Genomic DNA, 25,350 nt, shown 5'->3' with positions numbered 1-25,350 from the left:
GGCCCGGGGTTCGTTCAGCCGCTCGGCCGCTCAGCCGTACTGGGCGGCGCCCTGGAACAGGCGCCGGTAGAGCAGTCGCATGGCCGCCAGATCCTCGGGCCCTACCTCGGCCTCACCGTAGCGTACCCGCTCAAAGGCCCGCATCAGCGCCTCCAGGTCGGTGCGCAGATCGGGGTAATGGGCCGCCAGCCAGCGGCCGTACTCGCGGGGTGCCGCCCCCGCCGCCCGGGGCTCGCCCCGGGCAGCGAACAGACGCTCGACGGCCCGGTAGAGCTGAACCACCCCGCGCCGCCCGGTTGCCGGCCGGCCCAGGAGCACATAGCGCAGGTAGTCGAACCGGGTGCGCAGCCACAGCAACGGCCGGGTTTCGCGCCACAGCCACCAGGCCGCCACCAGCATGGCCAGCAGCGCCGCCAGGATCAGGATGGCGACGATCTGGGCCCGGTGCTGCTTCAACCACTCCTTGAGGGCCGCCCACCAGTCGGCGACGCTCTGCGCCACCGGTTGCAGGGTCTGTTGCAGCGATTCGCTCAGGTCGGCCAGGGCGCGCATGGCGCCGGCCTGCCACTCGGGCATGCCGGGCCGGTTGGCGGCGGCGCGCATCTCTCCCGGGCTCGGCCAGCCCCGGCCGGCGCCGCTGCCCTCCTCCTGGCCAGCCGAGGCCGAACCGGCGCTGCCACCGCCACCGCCCCCGGTACCATCCGCGTTACCGCCCTGGCCGCCGATCCCCGTCGCCCCCCCCAGCTCGCCCACCGGCGCAGGCAGGCCGTGGCGCCAGGACAGGGCGAAGGGGCTGACCTGGGGCGTTACCAGGTACAGCCCACCGGCCAGCGCCAGGATCAGGGCCGACGCGGCGACGATGGCCACGCCTTGTCCGCCCAGGGTGCGCCCGGCTAGGGATTGGCGCTGCAGCTCCTCGCTGCGGCGGTTCACCTGTTCCGCCACCAGGGTCAGCACCACCGCCACGACGAAAGGCAGGATGTAAAACAGCAGCGTCCAGTCGGCCCGGTAGTGGGCCGCAGCAAAGACCACCAGGGCGGTGGCGCCGAGCAGGCCCAGGTACAGCTGGCGACGGGTGGTGGCGACGCAGTTGTTGGCCGCCTGCAGCCCGGCGAGGAGCCCCACCGCCGCCCTGGGCATGCCCCAGACGCGCATGAAGACGACGACGAAAAGCAGCACGGTGAGCACCGCCACGCTCTTTTGCCAGGCCCGCCCCCAATCCTGGGTTTCGCCCCGCTGCAGGTAGCCCACCCCGAGGGTGACGGCAAACAGGATCGCCCAGAAGCCGGTCTCGAAGGCGAAGGTGCCGTAGTGGAGGTCGAGAAAGGCGTTGCTGGCCACGGCCAGCACAAGGGCGGCGAACAGCCCCAGGTAGGCGGGCAGGTAGGTCAGGGGTTGGGGTCGATTCATGGGTTGAACACCTGGACCAGGTCGTCGCCTTGACGCACCGTCAGCACCTGGGCGCCCAAGTCGAGGAGGCCGGCCGTCAGCACCTCGGACAGCGGCTCGGCCCCGGCGGCGAAGGACTGCCGTTCCAGCAACACCGCCAGCAGGTGGGCGCCCTGGCTGCGCACCAGCGCCAGGGTGCGCAGCACGTCCGCCGCCTCGGCCGGGGGCGGCGCGAGCAAGGCCACCACGGTTTCGCCGGGCTGGCACTGCTGGGCGACCCGTTCGAGCACCCGGGCGTAGGGGCAGGGCGAGGCCAGCTCGGCCACCGCCAGGAATTCGAGCAACTCCCGATAATGCAGCTCACCGTTGCCGGCGGGAATGCTCAGGACCGCCGCATCGACTCCGGCGGCCTCCAGGCGGATCGGCATGGCCTGTTCGCAGGCGTAGCGAGCGATGGAGGCAGCGATGCGGATCGCGTACTCGCCGCTCGCCTCCCGCCCCAGGCCGACGTTGGCCCCGGGCGACAGGTCCAGGGCCAGGCACAGGGCGGCAGAGGCCAGGGGTTCGTACTCGCGGATCATCAGCTCGTTGAGGCGGGCACTGGTGGGCCAATGCACGTGGCGCGGATTGTCGCCGCGCCGGTATTCGCGCAGCCCGGCGAAGTCGGCGCTGCCCGTGCCGTCCGGCAAGGGCAGTCCGCCGCGGTTGATCAGGCTGGGGGAGCCGCGCAGCGGCAGGGTGACGATGGGAAAGACCTGGGGATAGACCAGCAGGGTCTGGATGCCGTCGCTGCCCTCATGGCGCGCCTCGGCCAGGCCGAGGGGAAAGCTGGCGGCCAGGCCGGCCGGACCGAGCCGGTAGTAGCCGCGCTTTTCGCAGGACAGCTGCACCACCAGCTGGCGGGTGGCACCGGCGGGCAGGTAGGCCAGCTGGCCGAGCACCACCGGTCCGGGGGCAGGGTTGCCGCCGGCGGCGCCGACGAAGGGCAGGCGGTCGGTCAACTCGACCATGAAGCGCGGCAGCCAGCCCCGGTTGCGCACCTGCATCCGCCACAGCAGGGTTTCCCCCTCGCTGGCCCGCTCCGGGCCGGTGCGCACCACGCTGAGGCGGCGGACCAGCCAGTAGGGCCAGACAAAGCCGGTGATCAGCGTGGACAGCAGCAGAGCGGCCACGCCCCAGGCCAGGGCGTTGCCCCGGTTCATGGCCGCCACGTAGGCCATCAGCGTCACCAGCGCCAGCACCAGGGCGCGCTGGTGGCGCTGCAGCCAGTCCCGCGCCGTGGCCGTCCGGCTCATACCGGCGTGGGCACGGTGTCGAGCAGGGCGGCGAGCACGGCGCCAGCGGTGATGCCCTGGGCGGCGGCCTGGGGGCGCACGATCAGGCGGTGTTCGAGCACCGGCGCAGCCATGGTCTTGACCAGGTCGGGGGTGACGTAGGGCTGGCCGCGCAGCAGGGCCAGGCCCCGGGCCGCGGCGGCCAGGGCCAGGGTGCCCCGGGGGCTGGCGCCGAGGCGCAGGTCGCCGTCCTGGCGGGTGGCGGCGGTGAGGCGGGCGATGTATTCCCCCACCGAGGCTTCCAGGTGCACTGCCTGCACCGCTTGCCGGGCCGCCTGGATGGCGTCGGCGTCCACCACCGCCGCCAGGGTGTCGATGGGATGGCCGCTGGCCTGGCCGAAGAGGATGCGGGTTTCCTCGGCCACCGAGGGGTAGCCGACCTTGAGGCGCATGAAGAAGCGGTCGAGCTGGGCTTCGGGCAGGACGTAGGTGCCGGCCATCTCGATCGGGTTCTGGGTGGCCATGACCATGAAGATCGGCGGCAGGTCGTAGGTGTGCACATCGACGCTGACGCGGAACTCGGCCATGCATTCGAGCAGGGCCGACTGGGCCCGGGGGGTGGCCCGGTTGATCTCGTCGGCGAGCAGGATGTTGGTGAACACCGGCCCGGGGCGGAACTCGAACTCGGCGGTCTTCTGGTTGAACACCGGCACCCCGGTGACGTCGGAGGGCAGCAGGTCCGGGGTGCATTGCAGGCGCTTGCTGTCGAGGGACACCGACTTGGCCAGGGCCCGGGCGAGCATGGTCTTGCCGGTGCCGGGCACGTCCTCGATCAGCAGGTGGCCGCGGCAGAGCAGGGTAATCACCGCCAGTTCGATCACCGGGCGCTTGCCGACGATGACCGTCTCGACGTTGTCGATCAGGGTTTGGAGGGTAGTCATGGCAGGGGAACAGAGGACGGGCAGGCCCGGCAACAATGCCAAAGGCATCAACGGCCGGCGAGTTTAGCGATAACGCATAACCCGGGCAAATCCCCGGCCAGCGGCGCACGGTCAGTCCCGCTAGAATCCCGCCTGCGATTCGTTTTCCCGGCCCTCCCCTGCCGTTCCCCCGTTTGCCCCGCCGTCCCCCTCCTCCATGTCCGATTTTTCCGACCGCCTGATCGCCTGGCAGCGGCGCCACGGCCGCCACGACCTGCCCTGGCAGAACACCCGGGACGCCTACCGCATCTGGCTGTCCGAGATCATGCTGCAGCAGACCCAGGTGGCCACCGTCATCCCCTACTACGGGCGCTTCCTGGAAGCCTTTCCGATCATCGCCGACCTGGCGGCGGCGCCTCTGGAGCGGGTGCTGGAATTGTGGGCCGGCCTCGGCTACTACGCCCGGGCGCGCAACCTGCACGCCTGCGCCGTGGCGGTGGTGCGCGACCACGGCGGCGCCTTTCCCCGGGACCCGGCCCAGATCGCCGAACTGCCCGGCATCGGCCGTTCCACGGCGGCAGCCATCGCCGCCTTCGCCTACGGCCACCGGGGCGCCATCCTCGACGGCAACGTCAAGCGGGTGCTGACCCGCTGCTTCGGCGTGGCCGGTTTTCCCGGCGCGCCCAAGGTGGAAAAGGGATTGTGGCAGCTGGCCGATTCCCTGCTGCCGGCCTGCAATGAATCCGGCGAAATCGAGGCCTACACCCAGGGCATCATGGACCTGGGCGCCTCCCTGTGCGCCCGCCGCCGCCCCACCTGCGCCCTGTGCCCGATGCACGACATCTGCGTCGCCCGGCGCGAGGGGCGCCAGGACGAGCTGCCCGAGGCCAAGCCAAGCAAGGCGCTGCCCGAGCGCCACACCATCTGCCTGGTGATCAGCGATGGGCCGCAGTTGCTGGTGGAACGGCGCCCCCCCACGGGCATCTGGGGCGGCCTCTTGGCCCTGCCGGAAATCGACGACGCCGCCCGGCTGGACGAGACCCTGGCCCGCTACGGCTGCCGCCTGGAAAAGCAGCAGACCCTGGCCCCCTTCCCCCACACCTTCAGCCACTTCCGCCTGCACATCACCCCACTGCTCTGCCGGGTCAGCCGCAGCGGCCGGCTGGCGGCGGACTCAGGAGACTCTGCGGCAAGCTGGATCGACTGGCGCGACACCGCCTCGGCCGCCCTGCCGGCGCCCCTGCGCAAGCTGCTGCGCGACCTGGACGGCCTGCCACCGGGGCTGGCCGCCTAAGCCTTCGCCTGGACCACCCGCCCGGAAAGGCGCGCCAATGCTCGATCTTCAGGCATGCCACCTGGAGATCCGCGCCAGTCCTTGTGTTTGGCGATGCCATCGTGGAGATGCCCGTCCTGCCTAGGGTTTAGGGCAGTGGCTGTGGCGCCGCCCCGCCGTAGGGCGCGTCGCACCCCGGTCGGCGAATTACTGGCTACCCAGACTCCCGGACACCCGGCGTCAGGCCAGGGGCCGGCGCACCAGGGCCGCCCAGCCGAGCATCACCGCCAGGGCCAGGGTGGCGAAGCCCCCGGCCCAGCCCGCCGGGTGGTCCCGACCGAAAGCGTCGAGGGCCATGCCGAAGGCCACCGGGCCGATGAAGGCGCCGAGAAAGCCGAGGCAGGAGTAGAGGGCCAACGCCTTGCCGCGCCGCCCCGGGTCGGTGCCGGTGATCAGCCCGGCGGTCAGGGCCGCCGAATCCAGGCTCATGGTGGCGGCGTAGAGCACCAGCACCACCACGGTCAGGGTGCCGCCCAGGCCGGCGCCACCGACCAGTCCCAGACCGCCGCAGCCGGCCACCAGCAGGGCCACCAGGGCCGACAGGGGCATCACCCGGGCCAGCCAGCGTTGCCGCCCCCAGCGGTGCGCCCCCTCGTTGCCGAGGATGCTCGCCGGCACGGCGCAGAAAGTGGCCACCGCCGCCGCCACGCCGGGCATGGCGGTAAGGACCGAGGGCTCGGCGGCGTGCAGCCAGCCCAGGTAGCTGACCAGCCAGGCGCGAAAGCCGAACAGCTCCCAGTTATGCCCCAGGTAGCCGCCGCAGTAGGCCAGGATGCGCCGGTCGCGCAGCACGCCGCGCCAGCCGTCGTCCGTCGGGGCGGCCGCCGACCCCGCCGCGGCTTGCGGCGGCCGTGGTTCGACGCCCCAGGCCACCAGGGCGCCGGCCGCCAGCACGGCGCAGCCGGCAGCGGCGAACAGCCAGGGCCAGGGCAGCAGACGCTGAGCACCTTCGGCGAGCAGGTAGGAGAGGCCGGCGCCGACACCGAAGGTGGCGGTATAGAAGGCGGTGCCGCGGGACTGGTGGTCCGGGTCGAGCCGGTCGGTGAGGGCGCGCAGGCCGGGCATGTAGGTGCCGGCCAGGCCCAGGCCGGCGCCCATCCAGCAGAGCAGGGCCAGGGAAAAGCTGCGGGCGAAGGCGGCAAAGGCGAGCAGGGCGAAGCCGCTGATTAGGGTGGCGCCGAGATAGACGCGGCGGGCGTCGCGCTTGTCGGTGGCGGCCACCAACAGCGGCACGGCGGCCACGTAGCCGAGGAAGAACACGCCGCCCAGCCAGCCGCCCTCGGTGGCCGACAGCCCCCAGTCGGCGGTGAAGCGGGGCAGCAGCACCGGCACCAGGGCGAAGCCGGACATGGTCAGCACCTCGGCCAGGCAGAAGGCGGCGACAAGGCGGATGGCGCGGGCGGAGGCCAGCCTCCGCAGCCCGCCGATCACGTCACCAGGCCGCGCTGGGCCAGGTAGGTGTGGAGGATTTCCAGGCGCGACACCGGGTCGTCCAGCTCCAGCAGCTTCTGCTTGGCCAGCACCTGCACCGGCATCACCTCGGCGAGGCGGTAGCCGAGCCACAGGGCGTCGGCAAAATCGTGGGGCGGCGGCATCTTCTCGCTGCCCAGGTCGGCGACGATGCGTCGCGCCAGGGGCTCCAGGCCGGCCAAGGCGGCGGGGATGGCCCGGGTCTCCGGCTCCGCCAGCAACTCGACCCGGGCCCGCTGCAGGCCGTTGGCCTCGATGCGCCGCTCGACGATGCGAAAGCGCCGCCCGCCCCGGGCCGAGGCGAGCAGGATGCCCGGCTGATCCATGTCGCAGCGACTCAGATGGGCCAGGGTGCCGATCGGGTGGGGCACCGCCGGCGAGGTGGTGCCGGCGTTGGTTTCCTGGCCCTCGGCGATCAGGCAGACGCCGAAGGGGGTCTGCTCGCGCAGGCAGGCCGCGGCCATGTCCAGGTAGCGGGCCTCGAAGATCTTCAACCCGAGCACGCCGCCGGGAAACAGCACGGTGCCGAGGGGAAAGAGGGGGATGTCCAGGATTTCGGGCTCCGCCGGAGTGGCCGGGGTTGCCTCATCGTCGCCCAGGCGGCGCTTGAGCCAGCTGTGCCAGTCGCCCACGCCCATCACGCCTCCTCGCCCCAGCGGCGCATCAGGCTGTGGGGCACCGCCAGGTGGTCGAGGATGCGGGCGACGACGAAATCCACTACGTCCTGCACCGTCTGGGGATGGTGGTAGAAGCCCGGGTTGGGCGGCAGGATCACCGCACCGGCCCGGGACAGGCGCAGCATGTTCTCCAGGTGCAGGGTCGAGAACGGGGTCTCCCGGGGCACCAGGATCAGGGGCCGGCGCTCCTTCAGGGCCACGTCGGCGGCCCGCGCGATCAGGTTGTCGGCCAGGCCGGCGGCAATCGAGGCCAGGGTGCCCATGGTGCACGGGCACACCACCATGGCGTCCGGCGGGTTGGAGCCGGAAGCCACCGGGGCGAACCACTCTTCCCGGCCGTACACCTCCAGGGTGCCGGGCAGGGCGGCGAAGCGCTGGCGGAAGAAATCCGCGGCCTCCTTGGGCCGCGCCGGCAATTCCAGGTCCATTTCCTGGCGGGCCACCACCGGGGCCACCGACGAGTAGAGCAGCTGCACGCGGCAGCCGGCGGCGAGCAGGCATTCGAGCAGGCGCACCCCGTAGGGCAGGCCCGAGGCGCCGGTGAAGGCCAGGCAGACGGTCTTGGCGGAAGTCATGATTTTTCCGGAGAAGGCGGGGCGGCGGGAGGCGTCGCGGGGCTGGCGTCGGCCTCGGCCAGCAATCGGGCGGCGATCAGGCCGTTGATCGTACCGAAGAACAGGGCCGCCGCCGCAAACACCGGCAGCAGCACCCACAGCCCTTCATGGGGAATCAGCCACAGCCGGGCAAGCAGCAGCTGGCCGCCGATGTGGGCCAGGGCGGCCAGCACCGAGGCCGTCACCGGGCCGAACCAGCGCCGCGGCAGGTGCGCCGCCGGCCACAGGGCGAGCAGGCTGGCCAGGGCGCCGGCGGCGGCGAGAAAGAACCCCGGGGCGAGGAACTGGCCAAGCAGCAGGCTGCCGGCCACCACCCGCAGCCCGCTCACCCAGGCGGCCGCGCCCCAGCCGTAGCGCAGCAGCACCACCAGGGTGACGATGTTGGCCAGACCGGGCTTGACCCCGGGCAGGGGCGAGGGAATGACCGCATCCACCAGGGCCAGACCGATGGCCGCCGCCGCCAGCCGGGCGATGCGATAGTCCTCGGCGGTGAGGGGAATGGCCACGGTGTCGGCCAGGGCCGCGGCGCCAGGAGTGGAGGAGGGGGCCGGAGGGGTCATCGCGGGGCGGGCTTCAGTAGGCCAGGGTATCGTAGGCGCCACGGCCGCCGGCGATGGTCAGGCTAACCCGGTTGGGTGCGCACAGGGCCATTTCACCGGGGCGTGCCAGCCAGCCCTGGCGTACGCACAACTGGCGCGGCCCCGGGTCGGAGGCGACCCGGGCACGGCCCCGCTCCACGGCGATCACGGTGGTGCCGAGGGGACCGCTCACCGCCAGGGTACGCGGTGCGGTCAGGGCCAGCTCGGCCACCACCTGGCCGTCCTGGCGCACCACCGCCCGCTCCGCCGCGCCCTTTTGCCAGAGCAGGGGAAAGCTGGCGGCGGTCAGTACCGTCGCCAGCAGCAGCACCAGCCAGTCGCCCGGGCGCACCAACCGGAGCCAGGGGTAGGCTGCCGCCGAGGCAAGCAAAACAGACCGCGCCACGTCGGCACCCGTTCAGCGGGCGCTGCCCGGCGCCGGGTTGCCGCTCAGCTCGCGGTGGCGCACCAACACCCGGGGCAGGGCCGGCGTGGCCGGGTTGGCCGGATCCGCCGTGGCAGCGCCGGGTGCAGCAGCCGCCCCGGCCGCACGAAAGCGGGCGGCCAGCCACTCGGTGAGATAGACCGAACGGTGCTGCCCGCCGGTGCAGCCGATGGCCACCGTCAGGTAGGCCCGGTTGTCCCGGATGTAGGCAGGCAGCCAGCGGGTGACGAAGGCGCGGATGTCCTCGGCCATGGCGGCCACGTCGGGCACCGCGGCGAGAAAGTCGATGACCGGCTGGTCCTGGCCGGTGAGGGGACGCAGCGCCGGGTCGTAGTAGGGATTGGGCAGGCAGCGCACGTCGAACACCAGGTCGGCGTCCTGGGGCACGCCGTGCTTGAAGCCGAAGGACTGGAAGAGCAGGGTCAGGCCGGCGTCCGGATCGGTGGCGACAAACTGGCGGACCCACTCGCGCAGCACCGCCGGCTTCAGTTCCGAGGTGTCGATGTGGTGACCCAGGTCGCCGATGTCGGCGAGGCGCTCCCGCTCCTCGCGGATGGCTTCGAGCAATGCCCGGCCGTCCCGGGCCAGGGGGTGGCGGCGGCGCGTCTCGGAGAAGCGCTTGACCAGGGTCTCATCCTTGGCGTTGAGGAACAGGAAGCGCAGGTCCAGGCGCGGCCGCAGCGCCGCCAGGATGCCCGGCAGGGCGGCCAGGCCGGCGCCGGCCCGCACATCCACGGCGGCGGCCACCCGTTGATAGCCGCTTTCCTCGAGCTGGTCGACCAGGGCGGGGAGCAACGAGGTGGGCAGATTGTCGACGCAGAAGTAACCGGCGTCTTCGAGGACGTTCAAGGCGATGGACTTGCCCGAGCCGGACAGGCCGCTGATCAGGACGAGATGCATGGCGGCCACTTTACCGGATGCGCCGGGCTATCGAAAGACACGGCATAATGGGACGTTGACCGGCTTGCCCGGATGTCATCGTCCGTCGCATCCCACTGCATCACGAGGTATCCCCATGCGTCCCCTGGATCTCCCCTTCCTGGCCGAACTCGCCGCCTTCCGCCGCGACATCCACGCCCACCCCGAACTGGCCTTCGCCGAGCAGCGCACCAGCGACCGGGTCGCCGCCGAACTGACCCGCTACGGCCTGGAAGTGCACCGTGGCCTGGCCAAGACCGGCGTGGTGGCGGCCATCCGCGCCGGCACTTCGGACCGGGCCATCGGCCTGCGCGCCGACATGGACGCCCTGCCCTTGCAGGAGCTCAACGAATTCGGCCACCGCTCCCAGTACCCGGGCAAGATGCACGCCTGCGGCCACGACGGCCACACCGCCATGCTGCTCGGCGCCGCCCGCTGGCTGGCCGAGCACCGCAACTTCGACGGCACCGTGTATTGCATCTTCCAGCCCGCCGAGGAATCCGAGGGCGGCGCCAAGGTGATGGTGGAGGACGGACTGTTCGAACAGTTCCCCATGGAGGCGGTGTTCGGCCTGCACAACTGGCCCGGCATTCCTGCCGGGCAGATGGCGGTGATGCCCGGCCCGGTAATGGCCGGCACCTGCGCCTTCGAGATCAAGGTGCGCGGCCACGGCTGCCACGCCGCCATGCCCAACCTGGGGGTCGATTCGATCGTCGTCGCCGCCGAATTGGTGCAAGCCCTGCAGACCGTGGTGTCGCGCACCCTGCACCCCTGCGACGCCGGGGTGGTGTCGGTGACCCAGATTCACGCCGGCGAGGCCTGGAACGTGATCCCTGAAGAAGTGGTCCTGCGCGGCACCATCCGCAGCTTCAAGCCGGCGGTGCAGGAACAGATCGAGACGGCCATCAACCGCCTGTGCAAGGGCATCGCCGCCGCCCACGGCGCCCAGATCCAGACCTGGTACGACCACCGCTACCCGCCCACGGTCAACAGCGCCGCCGAGGCCGCCCTGTGCCGCGACGTGGCCGCCGGGCTGCTCGGCGCGGGCAACGTCATCACCGATTCGCTGCCCTCGATGGGCGCCGAGGACTTCGCCTACATGCTGGCGGTCAAGCCCGGTTGCTATGTCTGGCTGGGCAACGGCAGTGCCGGCGACCCCCACGGCACCGGCGCCGGGGCGTGCACCCTGCACAGCCCCCACTACGACTTCAACGACGACATCCTGGCCCTGGGCGTGACCTACTGGGTGCGCCTGGCGGAACAGGCTTTGGCGCGGTGAGCGGGGCTGCCCGCCCGGCCACCGGGCCGTTACTCCGCCTGGCCGGAACGTTGGGGACAACGGACTCCCGCCGCGGCATCTTCGTCACCCTGCTGCTGGCCCTCTGCTGCCTGTTCGCCGCCACCGCGGCCCGGGCCGACCTGGCCCTCGAATATGCGCCCCACGGGCAATCCCTGATCGGCCACGTGAGCGTGCTGGTGGACCCGACCGGCCGGCTCAGTGCCCAGGAGGCCCGGGCCCAGTCGGAGCGTTTCACCCCCCTGACCAGCAGTGCCTCGTTCGGCTACAGCAGCGACGTCTATTGGCTGCGCTTCACCCTGACCCAGGACAGCCTGCCCCGCTCCTGGCTGCTCGAACTGCCCTACCCCTACCTGGACGATGTGCGCCTGTACACGCCCCGCTCCGACGGCAGCATGTCCGAGCAGCGTGCCGGCGACCACATGCCCTTTGCCAGCTGGCCCCTGCCCTACCGCAATTTCCTCTTTCCCCTGACCCTGCCGCCGGGCCACGGCACCCACACCCTGTACCTGCGCGTCGCCACCGGCGACAGCCTGTCGGTGCCCCTGGTGGTCTGGGAAGAGGAGGCTTTCCAGCTCTACGCCCGGGAAGAAGCCCTGCTGTTCGGTCTGTACTACGGCCTGATGCTGGCGATGCTGTTCTACAACGCCTTCGTCGGCACCCTGCTGCGCGACCGCACCTTCTACTACTACGTGGCCTGCTCGTTCTTCGCCCTGCTCATCGTCGCCGAGCTGAACGGCCACACCCTGCAATACCTGTGGCCGAATTTCCCCTGGCTGGCGGACCAGCAGCACAACCTGATCCCCTGCATCTACGTCACGTCCCTGGTGTTGTGGCAACAGGCCTTCCTCAACCTGCGCCAGACCGTGCCGTGGATCGTCCGGCCGCTGCTGGCGATCATCGCCGCCGCCATCGCCCTGATCCTGTTCAGCCTGATCGGCTTCTACGGCCTCGGCAACCAGCTGACCATGTACCTGGCGGCGATCACCATCGTGCTCACCCTCCTCGCCAGCATCTTCTGCGTGGCGCGCGGCCACCGGCCGGCCCGCATCTTTCTCCTTGCCCAGCTAACCCCCATGGCCGGCAGTTTCCTGCTCGTGATGCGCAACCTGGGCTACATGACCCCCAGCACCCTGCTCAACCACAGCTTCCAGCTCGCCACTTCCCTGGAGATGCTGCTGTTCTCGATCGCACTCGCCTACCGCATCTACCTGCTGCGCCGCGAACGCCACGCCGCTCTGGATCTGGCCCTGCACGACCCCCTCACCGGCCTGCTCAACCGTCACGGCCTGGAACGGCGCCTCGCCCGCTTCAGCCATGCCGGGCAGCGGCGCAACGAGGAGCTGACGCTGATGGTCCTCGACCTGGACGGCTTCAAGCAGCTCAACGACCGCTACGGCCACAAGACCGGCGACCTGGTGCTGCGGGAAGTGGCGCGCCGCCTCAAGGCCTGCATCCGCACCACCGACTTCATCGCCCGGCCCGGCAACGATGAATTCATCATCGGCCTGCCCGGCATGTTCAGCCACAGCGACGGCGCCCAGCTGGCCGACAAGCTGATCGACCAGGTCGCCCTGCCGATTCCCGTGGGCAGCCCGGTTCCCGGCGGCACGGTGCAACTCACCGCCAGCGTCGGCGTGGCGTTCATGCCTGGGGATGCAGACCAGGTGGAAGGCCTGCTGGAACAGGCCGACCTGGCCATGTACGTGGCCAAGTCCGAAGGACGCAACCGCTACGAACTGGCCGCGGCCATGGGCGAGGAAGGCTACCGCCCGCCGGCCTGGCAGGCGCGCTAAAGCCCGCGCCACCGCGCCACCGCACCGCCGCCTCCGGCCTCCAGCCGGAGAGCGCGGCGCCTACCCCAGACGCCGGCGCAGCGCCCCGCTGGCGGCGTCCACCGCCACGGACAGAGCGAGCATGGCGGCGATCAGGGTAGCCGCCTCGGCGTAGTGGAACAGGGAGAGGGAAAAATACAGGGCCTGGCCCAGCCCCCCGGCGCCGACGAAACCGAGCACCGCCGCCATGCGGATGTTGATCTCCCAGCGGTACAGCCCGTAGGCCAGCCACTGGGGCGCTACCTGGGGCAGGGTGCCATAGCAGAACGCCGCCAATGGCCCGGCACCGGCCAGGCGCAGGGCCTGGGCCGGCGCCGCCGGGGCGTTTTCCAGGGCCTCGCCGTAGAGGCGGCCGAGCACCCCGGCGGTGTGCACGGCCAGAGCCAGGGCGCCGGCCAGGGGGCCGAGGCCGGCGGCCAGGGCGGTGAGGGTGGCCCACACCAGTTCCGGCACGGCGCGCAGTACGTTCAGGCAGAAGCGGGCCAGGGCCTTGGCGGTGGCGCCGAAGCGGCCCGCCGCCGGCAGGGCCAGCACGGCCCCGGCCAGGGCCGCCAGCAGGCTGCCGCAGGCGGAGATGGCGAGAGTCTCCAGGGCGCCCCAGCCCACCTTGGCCAACCATTCCGGGGACACCTCGGGGCGCAGGAACTGGGCGAGGAAATCGACCACGCCGGCCGCCGCGTCGGCGGTGAACAGGCCCGCCAGCCCCAGGTCGAGATAGGCAAAGCTGCCTGCCACCAGGCCAATCAGGAGGAGTGCCAGCAAGGCCCCCACCGGCCCCACGCCGGCGGCGCGGGGCGCTGCGCCGGGGCGGCCGGCGCGGGCGTTGTCGGTCCGCTCCCCCGCGGCTTCCAGGCGGCGGCGCAGCAGGGCCGACACCCCGTCGGCGAGCAGCACCAGGGCGAGGAAGGCGGCGAGGATCGAGGCTGCCTCGCCGCCGTTGAGCATCTTCATCGCCTGGTCCATCAGCTGGCCCAGGCCGCCGGCGCCGACGAAGCCCATCACAACCGAGGCGCGCACCGCGCATTCCCAGCGGTAGACCGTGTACGAGGTCAGCTCCCGGGCATTCACCGGCAGCAGGCCGTAGGCCAGGGCGGCCAGCCGGCCGCTGCCGGCGGCAAGCAGGGCCCGGGCCGGGCGCGGGTCGCCGGATTCGAGAATTTCCGCATAGACCTTGGCCAGCATGCCGCCGTAGGTGAGCCCCAGGGCCAGCACCGCGGCGGCCGGCCCCAGGCCGAAGACGCGCACGAAAAGGAGCGCCCAGACCAGCTCGGGCACGCCACGCAGCACCATCATCACGCCGCGCAGCGAGGCGCGGCGGGCCCTGGCGGCCCACTGGCGCTGCCTCGGGGCGGCGCCCTGGCCACCGGCCCGACCACCTAGCTCGGCCACCGCCAGCACCCGGGTCACGCCCAGGGCCAGGGGCACGGCCAGGACGAAGGCCAGGGCGATGCCGGCGCTGGCCATGGCCACGGTCTCCACCGCCGCCTTGGCGAGCAGGGCGAGGAACTCGGCGCCGATCTCCGGCGGCAGGAAGGCGGCGAGGAAACGGCCCAGGGTGGCGACGTTGGCCGGATCGAACAGGGTGGCCAGCCCGGCCGGGGTGAAGCCGGCCAGGTGCAGCAGGGGCCAGAGCGCCACCACGGCCACCAGGGTGGCGGTGGCTCGCCTTCGGGCGGCCGGGTCCCGGTCCGGCCGGACGCCGTGGTGCAGGGATGCCGCTGCGCGCGCGCCGGCCATGATCAGCAGCACCCGATGACGACGGGCGCCGCTGGCCGGAGTGCGACCTGGTCGGCCTCGTCGGCAAAGCGCGGCAGGCCGCCGCCCTCCTGGGCATAGAGGGCGTGCAGCAGGTCATCGCTGACGTCGGCGGCCGGCAGGTCGAAGGCGATGCGCCCGGCGCGCACCCCCACCACCCGGGGGAAGCATTCCAGGGCCAGGTCCACCGCATGCAGGCTGACCACCAGGGTGGCCCCGCGGGCCTGGGCGTCGGCGTTGAGCACCTCCAGGGTAGTGCGTGCCAGGGCCGGATCGAGGGCCGAGACCGGCTCGTCGGCGAGCATCAACCCGGCCTCCTGATAGAGCAGGCGGGCGATACCGACCCGTTGCAGTTGGCCGCCGGAGAGGCGGTCGCAGCGGTCGAACAGGCGCTCGTCCAGATTGAGCCGGGCCAGGGCCGCCCGGGCGCCGGGGATGTCCCGGGGATAGATGAGGGAGGCCAGGGCCTGGAGTGCGGACCACTGGCCGAGGCGCCCGGCCAGCACGGCGGTGACCGCCCGCTGGCGCGGCGGGATGGGCGGCGCCTGGTAGGCGGTGCCGATGCGCCCGCGCAGCTGCTTGAGCCCCCGGGCGGAAAGGCGCCAGGGCGCCGCGCCGAGCAGCTCGACGCTGCCCACGGTGGGCGCCAGCACGGTGCCGAGCACCGACAGCAGGGTGGTCTTGCCGGCGCCGGAAGGGCCGATCAGGGCGATGCGCTCCCCCGGCGCAGCGGTCAGGGTGACGTCGTCGAGGGCAGCCGCGGTGGCGGCACGGCCGGCGGGGTAATGGACGGAAACCCGATGGAGGGCGAAGGACATGGTGACGGGGCGGCGGGTGGCGGGGTGGCGGGGTGGCGAGGGCGTCGGGCGGCGATGCCGGGAGCAACCCGGCGGAAAACGGGGCTAAACGTAGGACTAAATGCAGGGCCAGAGCGGGGCCGGAGTGGGGCTGAAGGCTAGGCCGTCTGCGTGGCACCGGCTCAAACCCAAGGCAGGGCGCGGAGTTTCACGATGCCTGCCTGGAGAACAAGTACTGGCGCGGGTCTTCAGGCATACCCCGTGAAGGTCCGCACCAGTACTCGGTTTTCAGGCAGTGGTCACGACAGGAACGGCCAAGGCGGCCCACCAGGCAGGGGCGCCCGGGCCAAAAGCAGCGACCCCGGCGCCCCGCCCGCTTACTTGAGCAGCCCGGCGGCCTTGCCCGCCTGCTCGATGCCGGCGTAGTTCTCGGCCTTGGTCGGGATGAACTTGCTGGCCCGCTGCAGCTTGAGAATCTCGGCGTGTTCCGGGTTCTTCGGGTCGAGCTTGAGGAAGGCGGCGGTGAGCTTCTTCACCACGGCCGGATCCAGGTCGCCGCGCACGGTCCAGTTGTAGTCGTAGTAGGTCGGGGTGGTGGCGAACACATGCACCTTGGCCGGATCGACCTTGCCGGATTCCACCAGCTTGTCCCACACCGAGGCGTTGAGCACCCCGGCCTCGGCCTTGCCGGCGGCAACGAAGGCCACGGTGGCGTCGTGGGCGCCGGAGAAGGCCACGGTCTTGAAATCCTTCTCCGGGTTGATGCCGGCCTGCAGCAGGAAGTAGCGCGGCATCAGGCTGCCCGAGGTGGACGACGGGGCGCCGAAGGCGAAGGTCTTGCCCTTCAGGTCGGCCAGGGACTTGATCGCCGGATCGGCGGTGACGAACTTGGAGGTGAAGGTGGCGTCCTCTTCCCGCTGCACGATGGGGATGGCGGTGCCGTGGGTGCGGATCTTGGCCTGGACGAAGGTGAAGCCCCCCAGCCAGGCCAGGTCGAGCTTCCTGGTAGCCAGGGACTCGACCACGGCGGCGTAGTCGGACACCGGCACGAAGCTCACCTTCATGCCCAGCTCTTTTTCCAGGTACTTGCCCAGGGGTGCGAACTTGCGCTGCAGCTCGGTGGGCGCCTCGTCGGGGATGGCGGAGACGCGCAACACGGTTTCGGCGTGGGCCGGCAGGGCGAAACCGGCGGACAGCAGCAGGGCAGCGGACAGGCCGGCGACGGCGCGACGGCGCGCCGCCAGGAAAGGACGGGCGGAACGGATGGACATGGGGGCTCCCGATAAAACTCAGCCGCCCCCGTGCGGGTGACGCGGGGGCTTAAACGGCCCGTCCGGCGCATCGACCCAGGCGGAAGGTAAATACCCACTCACCGGCCAACGCCCGTGACACGGGCATAAAACGAAAAAGGGCGGTACGCAGACCGCAGGGGAATTATACGGAAGGGGGGGCGGGATGCGGCAAGTCGCCGGGCATGGGCGGAGCGTCAGTCCCGGCCAAGGCAGCCGTTCAGGCGGAGGGAGCGCCCCGACGTCGAGGCTACAAATGAGCGTAACGGATGCCTGCAAAAAGCCGGTACGACACCGCGTGAGGGCAGGGATGCGGGACGGGCGAAGGGGCAAGGTAAAGGGGCCGCCCCCGATGGGGCACAACACCCCACGGCAAAGCCGTCATTCCAGAGCAGCCACCGCCGGCCGGCCCACGGCGGCGGGGCACCGAGCAAAGCGTCCGGGCAGGCCCTAAGCAGGCCCTAATACAGCTCAACGGCTAGCGCGCCGCGCCACCGACCAGGGCCAAGCCGCCGCCCACGCCACCCCCGCCTTCCGCTGCACCGGCCGGAGTCGTCCGCTGCTCGCTTGGCTGAGCCTGCAACTGGCGGTAGCGCATGCAGGTGACACGCAGGAACGAGGCGAAGTTATCCACCTCGCCGCGAAAGGCCACGATCTCGTCGTGCAGGGTGGCGATCAGCTGGTTGGTGGAGACGCCCTCCCCGGCGGCCATTTCCGCCAGGGTGTCCCAGAACAGGTTCTCCAGACGCAGGGTGGTCACCACACCGTGAATGCGCAGGGAACGGGAGCGGGACTCGTAGAGGATCGGGTCGGCTTTGACATAGACCTCGCACATGGGCGGCTCCGGGGCGGCGAAAAAAGGGGAGAGGGAACAGGGGGCCGGGGCGGATGATCGCCCCGGCGGCCAGTCCGTACAGACCGCGGGCCGGCGGCGTGGTTCGCCCGGCCGGCCCGTGCTGTCTGGCGTTTACAGGGTGATGCGCGTGCCGAGTACGGCGAGGAACTGAGCCAGCCAAGCCGGATGGGCGGGCCAGGCGGGGGCGGTGACCAGGTTGCCGTCGGTGTGGGCCTGGTCCACCGGGATATCGGCGTAGGTGCCGCCGGCCAGACGCACTTCCGGCCCGCAGGCCGGATAGGCGCTACAAGTGCGGCCCTGGATGACCCCGGCGGCGGCGAGCAGCTGGGCGCCGTGGCAGACCGCGGCGATGGGCTTGTTGGCCTGGGCGAAGTGCTGCACGGCGGTGATCACCCGGGGGTTGAGGCGCAGGTATTCCGGCGCCCGGCCACCCGGGATCAGCAGGGCGTCGTAGTCCTCGGCGCGCAGGGCGTCGAAGGTGGCGTTGAGGGTGAAGTTGTGGCCCGGCTTCTCGCTGTAGGTCTGGTCGCCCTCGAAGTCGTGGATGGCGGTGCGCACGCTCTCGCCGGCCTTCTTGCCCGGGCAGGCGGCATGGACCGTGTGGCCGACCATGGTGAGGGCCTGGAAGGGCACCATGGTCTCGTAGTCTTCGGCGTAATCGCCGACCAGCATCAGGATTTTCTTGGCAGCCATCGATGTCTCCTTGTGTCCTCGTGTCCTCGCGGGAGCGCCCATGACGGGCGCCGGGGGATGGGGGCCGGCAGGGTCAACCGAGCCGGCCCGTCCGGTCATTCTCCACGGGGACGGCGGCGCCGGGTAGCACCGGGCTGCTACGGGAGACGCGGGTTGGCCCTAGCCCGCCGTCAGCCAGCCCTCGTCCTCGCGCAGCGCCCCGGCCCGGGTCAGGTCGCGCACCAGCCAGTCGGCCAGGGCCTCGTCGTCCAGGCCCAGGTAGCGGGCGTTGACGCTGGTGACGAAGGACAGGCTGGCGAGGAATTCGGCGAGGTCGGCGCGTTTGATGCGGCGCTTTTCGAGCATGACGAAGGCGACGATGACCTTGATGGCGTGGCGCGCCAGCCGGTCCAGGCTGGCCTCGAAGCCGGCGAGCTTGCGGTAGGCCCGTTCCAGGGCCGCGTCCACCGCGCCGAAGGCCGGGCCGTGGCCGGGCAGCACGGCGTCGATGGACAGGCGCCCGAGCATGTCCAGGGTGGCGCGGGTGGCGGCCAGGCCGTCGGCGGTGCCGAGCACCTCGGCGAAGATCACGCCGAAGCCGTCCTCCCACAGGGCATCGCCGGAGATGAGCAGGCGCTCGTCCGGGTTGTACAGGGCCAGGGCGTCCATATCGTGGCCGGGCACGGCCAGGGCCTGCCATTCCAGGCCGCCGAGGACGAAGCGATCCCCCACGCCGTAGGTGGCGTGGTGCTGGAAGCGGGCGGCGGACTGGCCCAGGGGCGAGAGCAGCAGGGCGTCCTCGTCCCACTCGGCGATGGTGGCGGCCAGGCCTTCCGGCACCACCAGTTGGCAGCCGAAGGCGGCGTTGAGGGCGGCGTTGCCGCCGATGTGGTCGGAGTGGGAGTGGGTGTTGATCACCCGGGTCAGGGTGCGGCCGGCCAGGGCCCGCTCGACCAGGGCCACGGTCTGGGCGGCGTGGGTGACGTAGCCGCTGTCGATCAGGGAGGCGGCCTCGCCGTCGAAGGCCAGGATGTTGTTGGACGACAGCCAGCCCCGCTCCAGCAGTTGCAGCGAATCGGGCAGAACCGCGGCGATGCGCTCGGCGGCCCCCATCAGTCGCTCCCGGCGCCGACTTCGGCCTGGACATTGGCCGGCAGGGGCACGGTCTTGTCCGGCTCGGAAGGTGGCGGCGGCGTGGGAATGCCGAAGATCTCGTCCGAGGTGCGGCCGCAGCCTTCGCACACGCCGGTGTCCGGATCGATCATGCAGATGCCGACGCACAGGTCATCGCTGCTCATTGCGGGCTCCGGGCGTTGGAGTCGTTGGATTGGAGGGCGCGGCGCGCCGCCACGGCGTCGAGGATGGCCAGGCGCTGGGGGTCGCTGGCGCGGCCCCAGGCAGTGATCTCGTCCAGGGTGCGCAGACAGCCCTGGCAAAGGCCGCTGGCCTTGTCCATGACGCAGACGTTGATGCAGGGGGAAGGTACGGTCATTTGAGCAGTGCAAAAAACAGGGAGGGGCCAAGGCCCAGGCGTGACGGGCATCTTCATGCCCCCTGCCTGGAGAGCCGCACCAGTGGCCGATCTTCAGGCAGACCCCTTTGGAGGCCACGACTGGCGCGGGGTTCCGCGGGGTGCCCGATTTTCCTCCCGCGACCTCAGCTGCGCTTGGCGAGGATCGCCCGGGCCACCTTGGAACCGCTCTCGCGGCCCAGGGCCGCCGAGATGAAGGCACCGGCATCCACCAGTTTGTCTAGGTCGATGCCGGTTTCGATGCCCAGGCCGTGCAGCAGGTAGACCACGTCCTCGCTGGCGACGTTGCCGGAGGCGCCCTTGGCGTAGGGGCAGCCGCCCAGGCCGGCCACCGAGGCGTCGAAGACGCTCATGCCCAGTTGCAGCGAGGCCAGGATGTTGGCCACGGCCATGCCGTAGGTGTCGTGGTAGTGGCCGGCCAGCTTTTCCACCGGCACGTGGGCGGCGCAGGCCTCGATCATGCGCGCCACCGCCAGGGGGGTGCCGACGCCGATGGTGTCGCCCAGGGAAACCTCATAGCAGCCCATCTCGAACAGGGTGCGGGCGACCCGGGCCGCCGCCTCTGGGGCAATGGCGCCCTCGTAGGGGCAGCCGACCACGCAGGAGACGTAGCCGCGCACCGGGATGTCCAGGGCGCTGGCGGCGGCCACCACCGGCTCGAAGCGTTTCAGGCTCTCGGCGATAGAACAGTTGATGTTCTTCTGCGAGAAGGATTCGGAGGCGGCGCCAAAGATCGCCACTTCCTGGGCGCCCGCCTCCACCGCCGCGTCGAAGCCTTGCAGGTTGGGGGTGAGCACCGGGTAGGCAACCCCGGGCTGCTTGCGGATGGCGCCCATCACCGCGGCGTTGTCGGCCATCTGCGGCACCCACTTGGGCGAGACGAAGGAGGTGGCCTCCACCGCCGGCACCCCGGCGGCGGCCAGGCGCTCGATCAGTTCCACCTTGATCGCGGTGGGGACCACCTGCTTCTCGTTCTGCAGGCCGTCGCGGGGGCCCACGTCCACCAGCTTGACGCGCTGGGGCAGATTCATCGGGGGGAGGGACATGTCGTATTCCTTAGCAGGACGTGGCCGGCGGACGGGACATCCCGCCCCGCCGGCCATCGTGTAAGTCGGGCGCTCAGGCCGCCTCGAAATCCACCAGCTCGGCGCCGTCGCTGACCTGGTCGCCGGCGGCGTAGCGGAAGGCCTTCACCACCCCGGCCTTGGGGGCGGTGATGGTGTGCTCCATCTTCATCGCTTCCAGGATCAGCAGCGGCGCGCCGGCCTCGACCTTCTGACCCGGCGTGGCGATCAGGGCCACCACTTTGCCCGGCATCGGCGCGGTCAGGCCGCCACCCTGATGGCCACCGGCCTCCACCTTGTGCAGGGGGTCGTGGCGCTCCAGGATGAAAGTGCTGCCGTTGAGGAAGACGTGACGCCGCTCGCTCTGGGCGTCGTTGACCGCCACCACGCTGGCGAGCAGGCGCCGGTCGTCCAGCTCCACCGCCAGGCGGTCGCCGCCCAGGCACTTGCCCCGGGCCAGCACCTGGCTGCCACTCCCGTTGCCGGCTCCCGCATCACCGGCCAGGACCAGGGTCCAGCTGTCGCTGCCGTCGGCGCCGTAGGCCACCTCGACGGTGGTTTCGAGTTCGCCGGACTTCCAGGTCAGGGTGCGCCGGCCGGTCAGGTTCATGCGCCAGCCGTCCCGGCTCGCCCAGGGCGACCAGGGGTCGGCGCTGGTGCGGGCCGCCTGCTCGGCCTGGGCCTGCTCGCGCAGCAGCTCGGCCACCGAGGCCACCAACAGGGCCGCCGCCGGCAGCGGGGCGTCGCCGGGGAACAGGTAGTCGCGCTGGCGCTCGATCAGGCCGGTATCCAGGTCGGCCCCGGCGAAGGCCGGGCAGGCCACCAGGCGGGAGAGGAAGGGGATGTTGCTGGTCACCCCGACCACCCGGTAGTCGGCCAGGGCCTGGCGCATGCGGGCCAGGGCGGCGTCCCGGTTCTCATCCCAGACGATCAGCTTGGCCACCATCGGGTCGTAGTGGGGAGTGATCTCGTCGCCCTCTTCCACCCCGGTATCGACGCGCACGTAGAGGCTTTCCGCCGGCGGTGCAAGGCGCAGCAAGCGGCCGGTGGAGGGCAGGAAGCCCCGGTCGGCATCCTCGGCGTAGATGCGCGCTTCCAGGGCGTGGCCGTGGATCGCCAGGTCGGCTTGCTTGAGGGGCAGGGGTTCGCCGGAGGCGACGCGCAACTGCCACTCGACCAGGTCCTGGCCGGTGATCATCTCGGTGACCGGGTGCTCCACCTGGAGGCGGGTGTTCATTTCCATGAAGTAGAACGAGCCGTCCTGGTTGGCGATGAATTCCACCGTGCCGGCGCCGACGTAGCCCACGGCCTGGGCGGCGGCCACGGCGGCCTCGCCCATCTGGCGGCGGCGCTCCGGGGTCATGCCCGGGGCGGGGGCCTCTTCCAGCACCTTCTGGTGGCGGCGCTGCACCGAGCAGTCGCGCTCGAACAGGTACACGCAGTTGCCGTGGGTATCGCCGAACACCTGGATTTCGATGTGGCGCGGCCGGGTGATGTACTTCTCGACCAGCACGTGGTCGTTGCCGAAGGAGGAGCTGGCCTCGCGCTTGCACGAGGCCAGGGCGGCGATGAAGTCGTCGCCCTTTTCCACCAGGCGCATGCCCTTGCCGCCTCCCCCGGCGGCGGCCTTGATCAGCACCGGGTAGCCGATGGCGTCGGCCTGCTGCTTGAGGAACTCCGGGTCCTGGTTGTCGCCGTGGTAGCCCGGAGTGAGGGGCACCGCGGCCTTTTCCATGAGGGCCTTGGCGGCGGACTTGCTGCCCATGGCGCGGATGCTGGCGGCCGGCGGGCCGATGAACACCACCCCGGCGGCGGCGCAGGCGTCGGCGAACTCGGCGTTCTCGGAGAGGAAACCGTAGCCCGGGTGGATGGCCTGGGCGCCGGTGGCGCGGGCAGCGGCGAGAATGCGCTCGGCCACCAGATAGGATTCCCGGGCGGCGGCGGGGCCGATGCACACGGCCTCGTCGGCCAGGCGCACGTGGCGGGCGCCGGCGTCGGCTTCGGAGTAGACGGCGACAGTGCGCACGCCCAGGCGGCGGGCGGTCTTGATGACGCGGCAGGCGATTTCGCCGCGGTTGGCGATGAGAATTTTGCTGAACATGGGTTCCCCTTGAGGCGCGGAGCAGGGCGGCACATCAGTGCGGCCACGGCTCCGGGCGGAATGGTGCGGAATGGGCTTACGCCAGCCAGGCGGGCTTGCGCTTGTCGAGGAAGGCGCCGATGCCTTCGCGGCCTTCGGCCGAGGCCCGCACCCGGGTGATGCGCTGGGCGGTGTCCTCGATCAGGTTGGCGTCGATGGGCCGCTCGGCCACGGCGGCGATCAGGGCCTTGCATTCGCCCTGGGCGTTGGGACCGTTCTTGAGCAGGGCATCGACGATTTCGCCGACGGCGTCGTCCAGGGCCGCCTCGTCGGGCACGATCTCGTGCACCAGGCCAAGGCGGTAGGCCTCGGCGGCGGAGAAGCGCTCGGCGCTGAGCATGTAGCGGCGCGCCGCCCGGGGGCCCAGGGCCTGGATGACGTAGGGGCTGATGACCGCCGGGATCAGGCCGAGCTTGACCTCGGTCAGGGCGAACTGGGCGTCGAAGGTGGCAATGGCCACGTCGCAGGCCGACACCAGGCCGACGCCGCCGCCGTAGGCCGGGCCCTGGACCCGGGCCACGGTGGGCTTGGCCAGCTCGTTGAGGGTGCGCAGCAGCTCGGCCAGGTTGCGGGCGTCGCGCAGGTTCTCTTCCGGGCTGTAGCCGGCGGCGCGCTGCATCCAGTTGAGATCGGCCCCGGCACAGAAGCTCTTGCCGGTGGAGGAAAGCACCACCACGCGCACGGCGGGGTTGGCTTCCAGGTCCTTGAGGCCGGCGGTGATCTCGGCGATCAGGGTTTCGTCGAAGGCGTTGTGGCGGTCGCCCCGGTTGAGGGTGAGGATGCCGACGGGGCCGTCGACTTCGAGCAGGATGGCGTTGTAGGTGGTCATGGTCGTATCCGTGCGGAGGTCACATGCGGAAGATGCCGAACTTGGTTTCTTCCGCCGGGGCGTTGAAGGCGGCCGACAGGCCCAGGCCGAGGACCCGGCGGGTGTCGGCCGGGTCGATCACCCCATCGTCCCACAGGCGGGCGCTGGCGTAGTAGGGGTGGCCCTGGGTTTCGTACTGGTCGCGGATCGGCGCCTTGAAGGCGGCCTCTTCCTCGGCGCTCCAGGTTTTGCCGGCGGCTTCCAGGCCGTCGCGTTTGACCGTGGCCAGCACACCGGCGGCCTGCTCGCCGCCCATCACCGAGATGCGGGCGTTGGGCCACATCCACAGGAAGCGGGGCGAGTAGGCTCGGCCGCACATGCCATAGTTGCCGGCGCCGAACGACCCGCCGATGACCACGGTGAACTTGGGCACTTTGGCGGTGGCCACGGCGGTGACCATCTTGGCCCCGTCCCGGGCGATGCCGCCGTTTTCGTACTTGCGCCCGACCATGAAGCCGGTGATGTTCTGCAGGAACACCAGGGGGATGCCGCGCTGGGCGCACAGTTCGATGAAGTGGGCGGCCTTGAGGGCCGATTCCGAGAAGAGGATGCCGTTGTTGGCGACGATACCCACCGGGTAGCCGAAGATGCGTGCAAAGCCGCAGACGATGGTGGTGCCGTAGCGGGCCTTGAATTCGTCGAACTCGGAGCCGTCCACGATGCGGGCGATGATCTCGCGCACGTCGAAGGGTTTCTTGGTGTCGGTGGGAATCACCCCGTACAGCTCCCGGGCGTCGTAGAGGGGCGGGCGCGGCGGCAGCAGGGTCACTGGCGGCTGCTTCTTCCAGTTCAGGTCGCGCACGATGCGCCGGGCGATGGCCAGGGCGTGGGCGTCGTTCTCGGCGAAGTGGTCGGCCACGCCGGAAACCCGGGTGTGCACGTCGGCGCCCCCCAGGTCTTCGGCGGACACCACTTCGCCGGTGGCGGCCTTCACCAGGGGCGGACCGCCGAGGAAGATGGTGCCCTGCTCGCGCACGATCACCGATTCATCGCTCATGGCCGGCACGTAGGCGCCGCCGGCGGTGCAGGAGCCCATCACCACGGCGACTTGGGGAATGCCCTTGGCCGACAGGTTGGCCTGGTTGTAGAAGATGCGGCCGAAGTGGTCCCGGTCGGGGAAGACCTCGTCCTGCAGGGGCAAGAAGGCACCGCCGGAATCCACCAGGTAGACGCAGGGCAGGTGGTTCTGCTCGGCGATTTCTTGGGCGCGCAGGTGCTTCTTCACGGTGAGGGGATAGTAGGTGCCGCCCTTCACCGTGGCGTCGTTGGCAACGATCATGGACTCGACGCCCTCGATGCGGCCGATGCCGGCAATCATCGAGGCGGCCGGCACCTCGTAGTTGTCGCCAGGGGCACCGTACATGCCGTAGGCCGCCAGCTGGCCGATCTCCAGGAAGGGAGAGCCCGGATCCACCAGGGTGTTCACCCGTTCCCGGGGCAGCAGCTTGCCCCGAGCCAGGTGCTTTTGCCGGGCGGATTCGGAGCCGCCCAGGGCGATGCGGTTGACGGTGTCCTGGAGGTGGGACACCAGGGTGCCCATGGCTTCGGCGTTGGCCTGGAAGTCCAGGGAGCGGGGATTGAGCTGGGTTGTCAGAATGGTCATGGCGTCACTTGCGGAAGGGCGCGGT

General features: G+C 71.0%; 24 protein-coding genes. 3 read left to right on the top strand and 21 right to left on the bottom strand.

The window, feature by feature from the left end; all coding sequences use genetic code 11:
- Positions 1 to 30 precede the first annotated feature (30 nt).
- The 3 genes from OTERR_RS01045 to OTERR_RS01035 are packed head-to-tail and all read right to left on the bottom strand — an operon-like array spanning position 31 to position 3,604.
- Positions 31 to 1,410 carry a DUF4129 domain-containing protein gene (locus tag OTERR_RS01045; RefSeq protein WP_149424587.1) on the bottom strand — a complete coding sequence of 460 codons (1,380 nt, stop codon included), beginning with the start codon at positions 1,408 to 1,410 and terminating at the stop codon, positions 31 to 33.
- Complete coding sequence (locus tag OTERR_RS01040) at positions 1,407 to 2,684, bottom strand: DUF58 domain-containing protein (RefSeq protein WP_149424586.1); 1,278 nt, start codon at positions 2,682 to 2,684, stop codon at positions 1,407 to 1,409. Before OTERR_RS01040 ends, OTERR_RS01045 begins: the two co-directional genes overlap by 4 nt.
- On the bottom strand, positions 2,681 to 3,604 hold the full coding sequence (locus OTERR_RS01035) for an AAA family ATPase (RefSeq protein ID WP_054619704.1): 924 nt from the start codon (positions 3,602 to 3,604) through the stop codon (positions 2,681 to 2,683). Before OTERR_RS01035 ends, OTERR_RS01040 begins: the two co-directional genes overlap by 4 nt.
- A 196-nt stretch (positions 3,605 to 3,800) precedes the next feature.
- On the opposite strand from OTERR_RS01035, the gene mutY reads away from it, so the two are divergent.
- The gene (gene mutY, locus OTERR_RS01030; RefSeq protein WP_149424585.1) at positions 3,801 to 4,877 is read left to right on the top strand and encodes an A/G-specific adenine glycosylase; all 1,077 of its coding nucleotides are present in this window, start codon (positions 3,801 to 3,803) and stop codon (positions 4,875 to 4,877) included.
- 219 nt (positions 4,878 to 5,096) lie between these two features.
- Here mutY and OTERR_RS01025 read toward each other — a convergent pair whose 3' ends face one another.
- From OTERR_RS01025 to rapZ, 6 genes are read right to left on the bottom strand one after another with little or no spacing between them, the layout of a single operon-like run.
- A complete protein-coding gene (locus tag OTERR_RS01025) occupies positions 5,097 to 6,347 on the bottom strand; it encodes an MFS transporter (protein WP_246154244.1) in 1,251 nt (416 codons plus the stop codon).
- The gene (locus OTERR_RS01020) at positions 6,344 to 7,024 is read right to left on the bottom strand and encodes an LON peptidase substrate-binding domain-containing protein (protein ID WP_149424584.1); all 681 of its coding nucleotides are present in this window, start codon (positions 7,022 to 7,024) and stop codon (positions 6,344 to 6,346) included. Before OTERR_RS01020 ends, OTERR_RS01025 begins: the two co-directional genes overlap by 4 nt.
- A complete protein-coding gene (locus OTERR_RS01015) occupies positions 7,024 to 7,638 on the bottom strand; it encodes a flavin prenyltransferase UbiX (RefSeq protein WP_054619706.1) in 615 nt (204 codons plus the stop codon). The genes OTERR_RS01020 and OTERR_RS01015 overlap by 1 nt, the downstream gene beginning before the upstream one ends.
- Positions 7,635 to 8,237 (bottom strand): Gx transporter family protein, encoded by a 603-nt coding sequence (locus OTERR_RS01010; RefSeq protein ID WP_054619707.1) that lies wholly within the window; start codon positions 8,235 to 8,237, stop codon positions 7,635 to 7,637. The genes OTERR_RS01015 and OTERR_RS01010 overlap by 4 nt, the downstream gene beginning before the upstream one ends.
- A 13-nt stretch (positions 8,238 to 8,250) precedes the next feature.
- Complete coding sequence (locus tag OTERR_RS01005) at positions 8,251 to 8,661, bottom strand: NusG domain II-containing protein (protein WP_246154243.1); 411 nt, start codon at positions 8,659 to 8,661, stop codon at positions 8,251 to 8,253.
- Positions 8,662 to 8,673: 12 nt separating this feature from the next.
- Positions 8,674 to 9,600, bottom strand: a complete 927-nt coding sequence (rapZ, locus tag OTERR_RS01000) for an RNase adapter RapZ (protein WP_149424583.1) — start codon at positions 9,598 to 9,600, stop codon at positions 8,674 to 8,676.
- Between the two features lie 115 nt (positions 9,601 to 9,715).
- Between rapZ and OTERR_RS00995 the strand changes: the two genes are divergently transcribed.
- Positions 9,716 to 10,897 carry a M20 aminoacylase family protein gene (locus OTERR_RS00995; protein ID WP_149424582.1) on the top strand — a complete coding sequence of 394 codons (1,182 nt, stop codon included), beginning with the start codon at positions 9,716 to 9,718 and terminating at the stop codon, positions 10,895 to 10,897.
- A gap of 50 nt (positions 10,898 to 10,947) precedes the next feature.
- Complete coding sequence (locus OTERR_RS00990; RefSeq protein ID WP_187775276.1) at positions 10,948 to 12,711, top strand: sensor domain-containing diguanylate cyclase; 1,764 nt, start codon at positions 10,948 to 10,950, stop codon at positions 12,709 to 12,711.
- A gap of 60 nt (positions 12,712 to 12,771) precedes the next feature.
- Here OTERR_RS00990 and phnE read toward each other — a convergent pair whose 3' ends face one another.
- The 12 genes from phnE to OTERR_RS00930 all read right to left on the bottom strand — a co-directional run bounded on the left by phnE (position 12,772) and on the right by OTERR_RS00930 (position 25,325).
- Positions 12,772 to 14,487: a phosphonate ABC transporter, permease protein PhnE gene (phnE, locus tag OTERR_RS00985; protein ID WP_149424580.1), complete on the bottom strand. Its 1,716-nt coding sequence runs from the start codon at positions 14,485 to 14,487 to the stop codon at positions 12,772 to 12,774.
- 2 nt (positions 14,488 to 14,489) lie between these two features.
- Positions 14,490 to 15,323, bottom strand: a complete 834-nt coding sequence (locus tag OTERR_RS00980) for a phosphonate ABC transporter ATP-binding protein (protein ID WP_149424579.1) — start codon at positions 15,321 to 15,323, stop codon at positions 14,490 to 14,492.
- Positions 15,324 to 15,679: 356 nt separating this feature from the next.
- Positions 15,680 to 16,573 carry a putative selenate ABC transporter substrate-binding protein gene (locus OTERR_RS00975; RefSeq protein ID WP_149424578.1) on the bottom strand — a complete coding sequence of 298 codons (894 nt, stop codon included), beginning with the start codon at positions 16,571 to 16,573 and terminating at the stop codon, positions 15,680 to 15,682.
- 496 nt (positions 16,574 to 17,069) lie between these two features.
- Entirely contained in the window at positions 17,070 to 17,426 is a 357-nt protein-coding gene (locus OTERR_RS00970) for a ribbon-helix-helix domain-containing protein (protein ID WP_149424577.1), read from the bottom strand.
- A 132-nt stretch (positions 17,427 to 17,558) separates the two neighbouring features.
- Positions 17,559 to 18,140 (bottom strand): DJ-1/PfpI family protein, encoded by a 582-nt coding sequence (locus OTERR_RS00965; RefSeq protein WP_149424576.1) that lies wholly within the window; start codon positions 18,138 to 18,140, stop codon positions 17,559 to 17,561.
- Positions 18,141 to 18,299: 159 nt separating this feature from the next.
- Complete coding sequence (locus OTERR_RS00960; RefSeq protein WP_149424575.1) at positions 18,300 to 19,232, bottom strand: MBL fold metallo-hydrolase; 933 nt, start codon at positions 19,230 to 19,232, stop codon at positions 18,300 to 18,302.
- Entirely contained in the window at positions 19,232 to 19,417 is a 186-nt protein-coding gene (locus tag OTERR_RS00955) for a DUF1289 domain-containing protein (RefSeq protein WP_149424574.1), read from the bottom strand. The genes OTERR_RS00960 and OTERR_RS00955 overlap by 1 nt, the downstream gene beginning before the upstream one ends.
- The gene (locus tag OTERR_RS00950; protein WP_149424573.1) at positions 19,414 to 19,611 is read right to left on the bottom strand and encodes a DUF1289 domain-containing protein; all 198 of its coding nucleotides are present in this window, start codon (positions 19,609 to 19,611) and stop codon (positions 19,414 to 19,416) included. The genes OTERR_RS00955 and OTERR_RS00950 overlap by 4 nt, the downstream gene beginning before the upstream one ends.
- A gap of 164 nt (positions 19,612 to 19,775) precedes the next feature.
- Positions 19,776 to 20,681, bottom strand: a complete 906-nt coding sequence (locus OTERR_RS00945) for a hydroxymethylglutaryl-CoA lyase (protein ID WP_187775335.1) — start codon at positions 20,679 to 20,681, stop codon at positions 19,776 to 19,778.
- A gap of 88 nt (positions 20,682 to 20,769) precedes the next feature.
- Positions 20,770 to 22,815 (bottom strand): acetyl/propionyl/methylcrotonyl-CoA carboxylase subunit alpha, encoded by a 2,046-nt coding sequence (locus OTERR_RS00940; protein ID WP_149424571.1) that lies wholly within the window; start codon positions 22,813 to 22,815, stop codon positions 20,770 to 20,772.
- A gap of 76 nt (positions 22,816 to 22,891) precedes the next feature.
- A complete protein-coding gene (locus OTERR_RS00935; RefSeq protein WP_054619720.1) occupies positions 22,892 to 23,683 on the bottom strand; it encodes an enoyl-CoA hydratase/isomerase family protein in 792 nt (263 codons plus the stop codon).
- 19 nt (positions 23,684 to 23,702) lie between these two features.
- Positions 23,703 to 25,325, bottom strand: a complete 1,623-nt coding sequence (locus tag OTERR_RS00930) for a carboxyl transferase domain-containing protein (RefSeq protein WP_149424570.1) — start codon at positions 25,323 to 25,325, stop codon at positions 23,703 to 23,705.
- Positions 25,326 to 25,350: the final 25 nt, after the last annotated feature.

This window comes from Oryzomicrobium terrae, from assembly GCF_008274805.1.
Taxonomy (GTDB): Bacteria; Pseudomonadota; Gammaproteobacteria; order Burkholderiales; family Rhodocyclaceae; genus Oryzomicrobium; species Oryzomicrobium terrae.
Note: the sequence above shows the minus strand (reverse complement) of the source record. Positions and strands in the feature narration are given on the sequence as shown.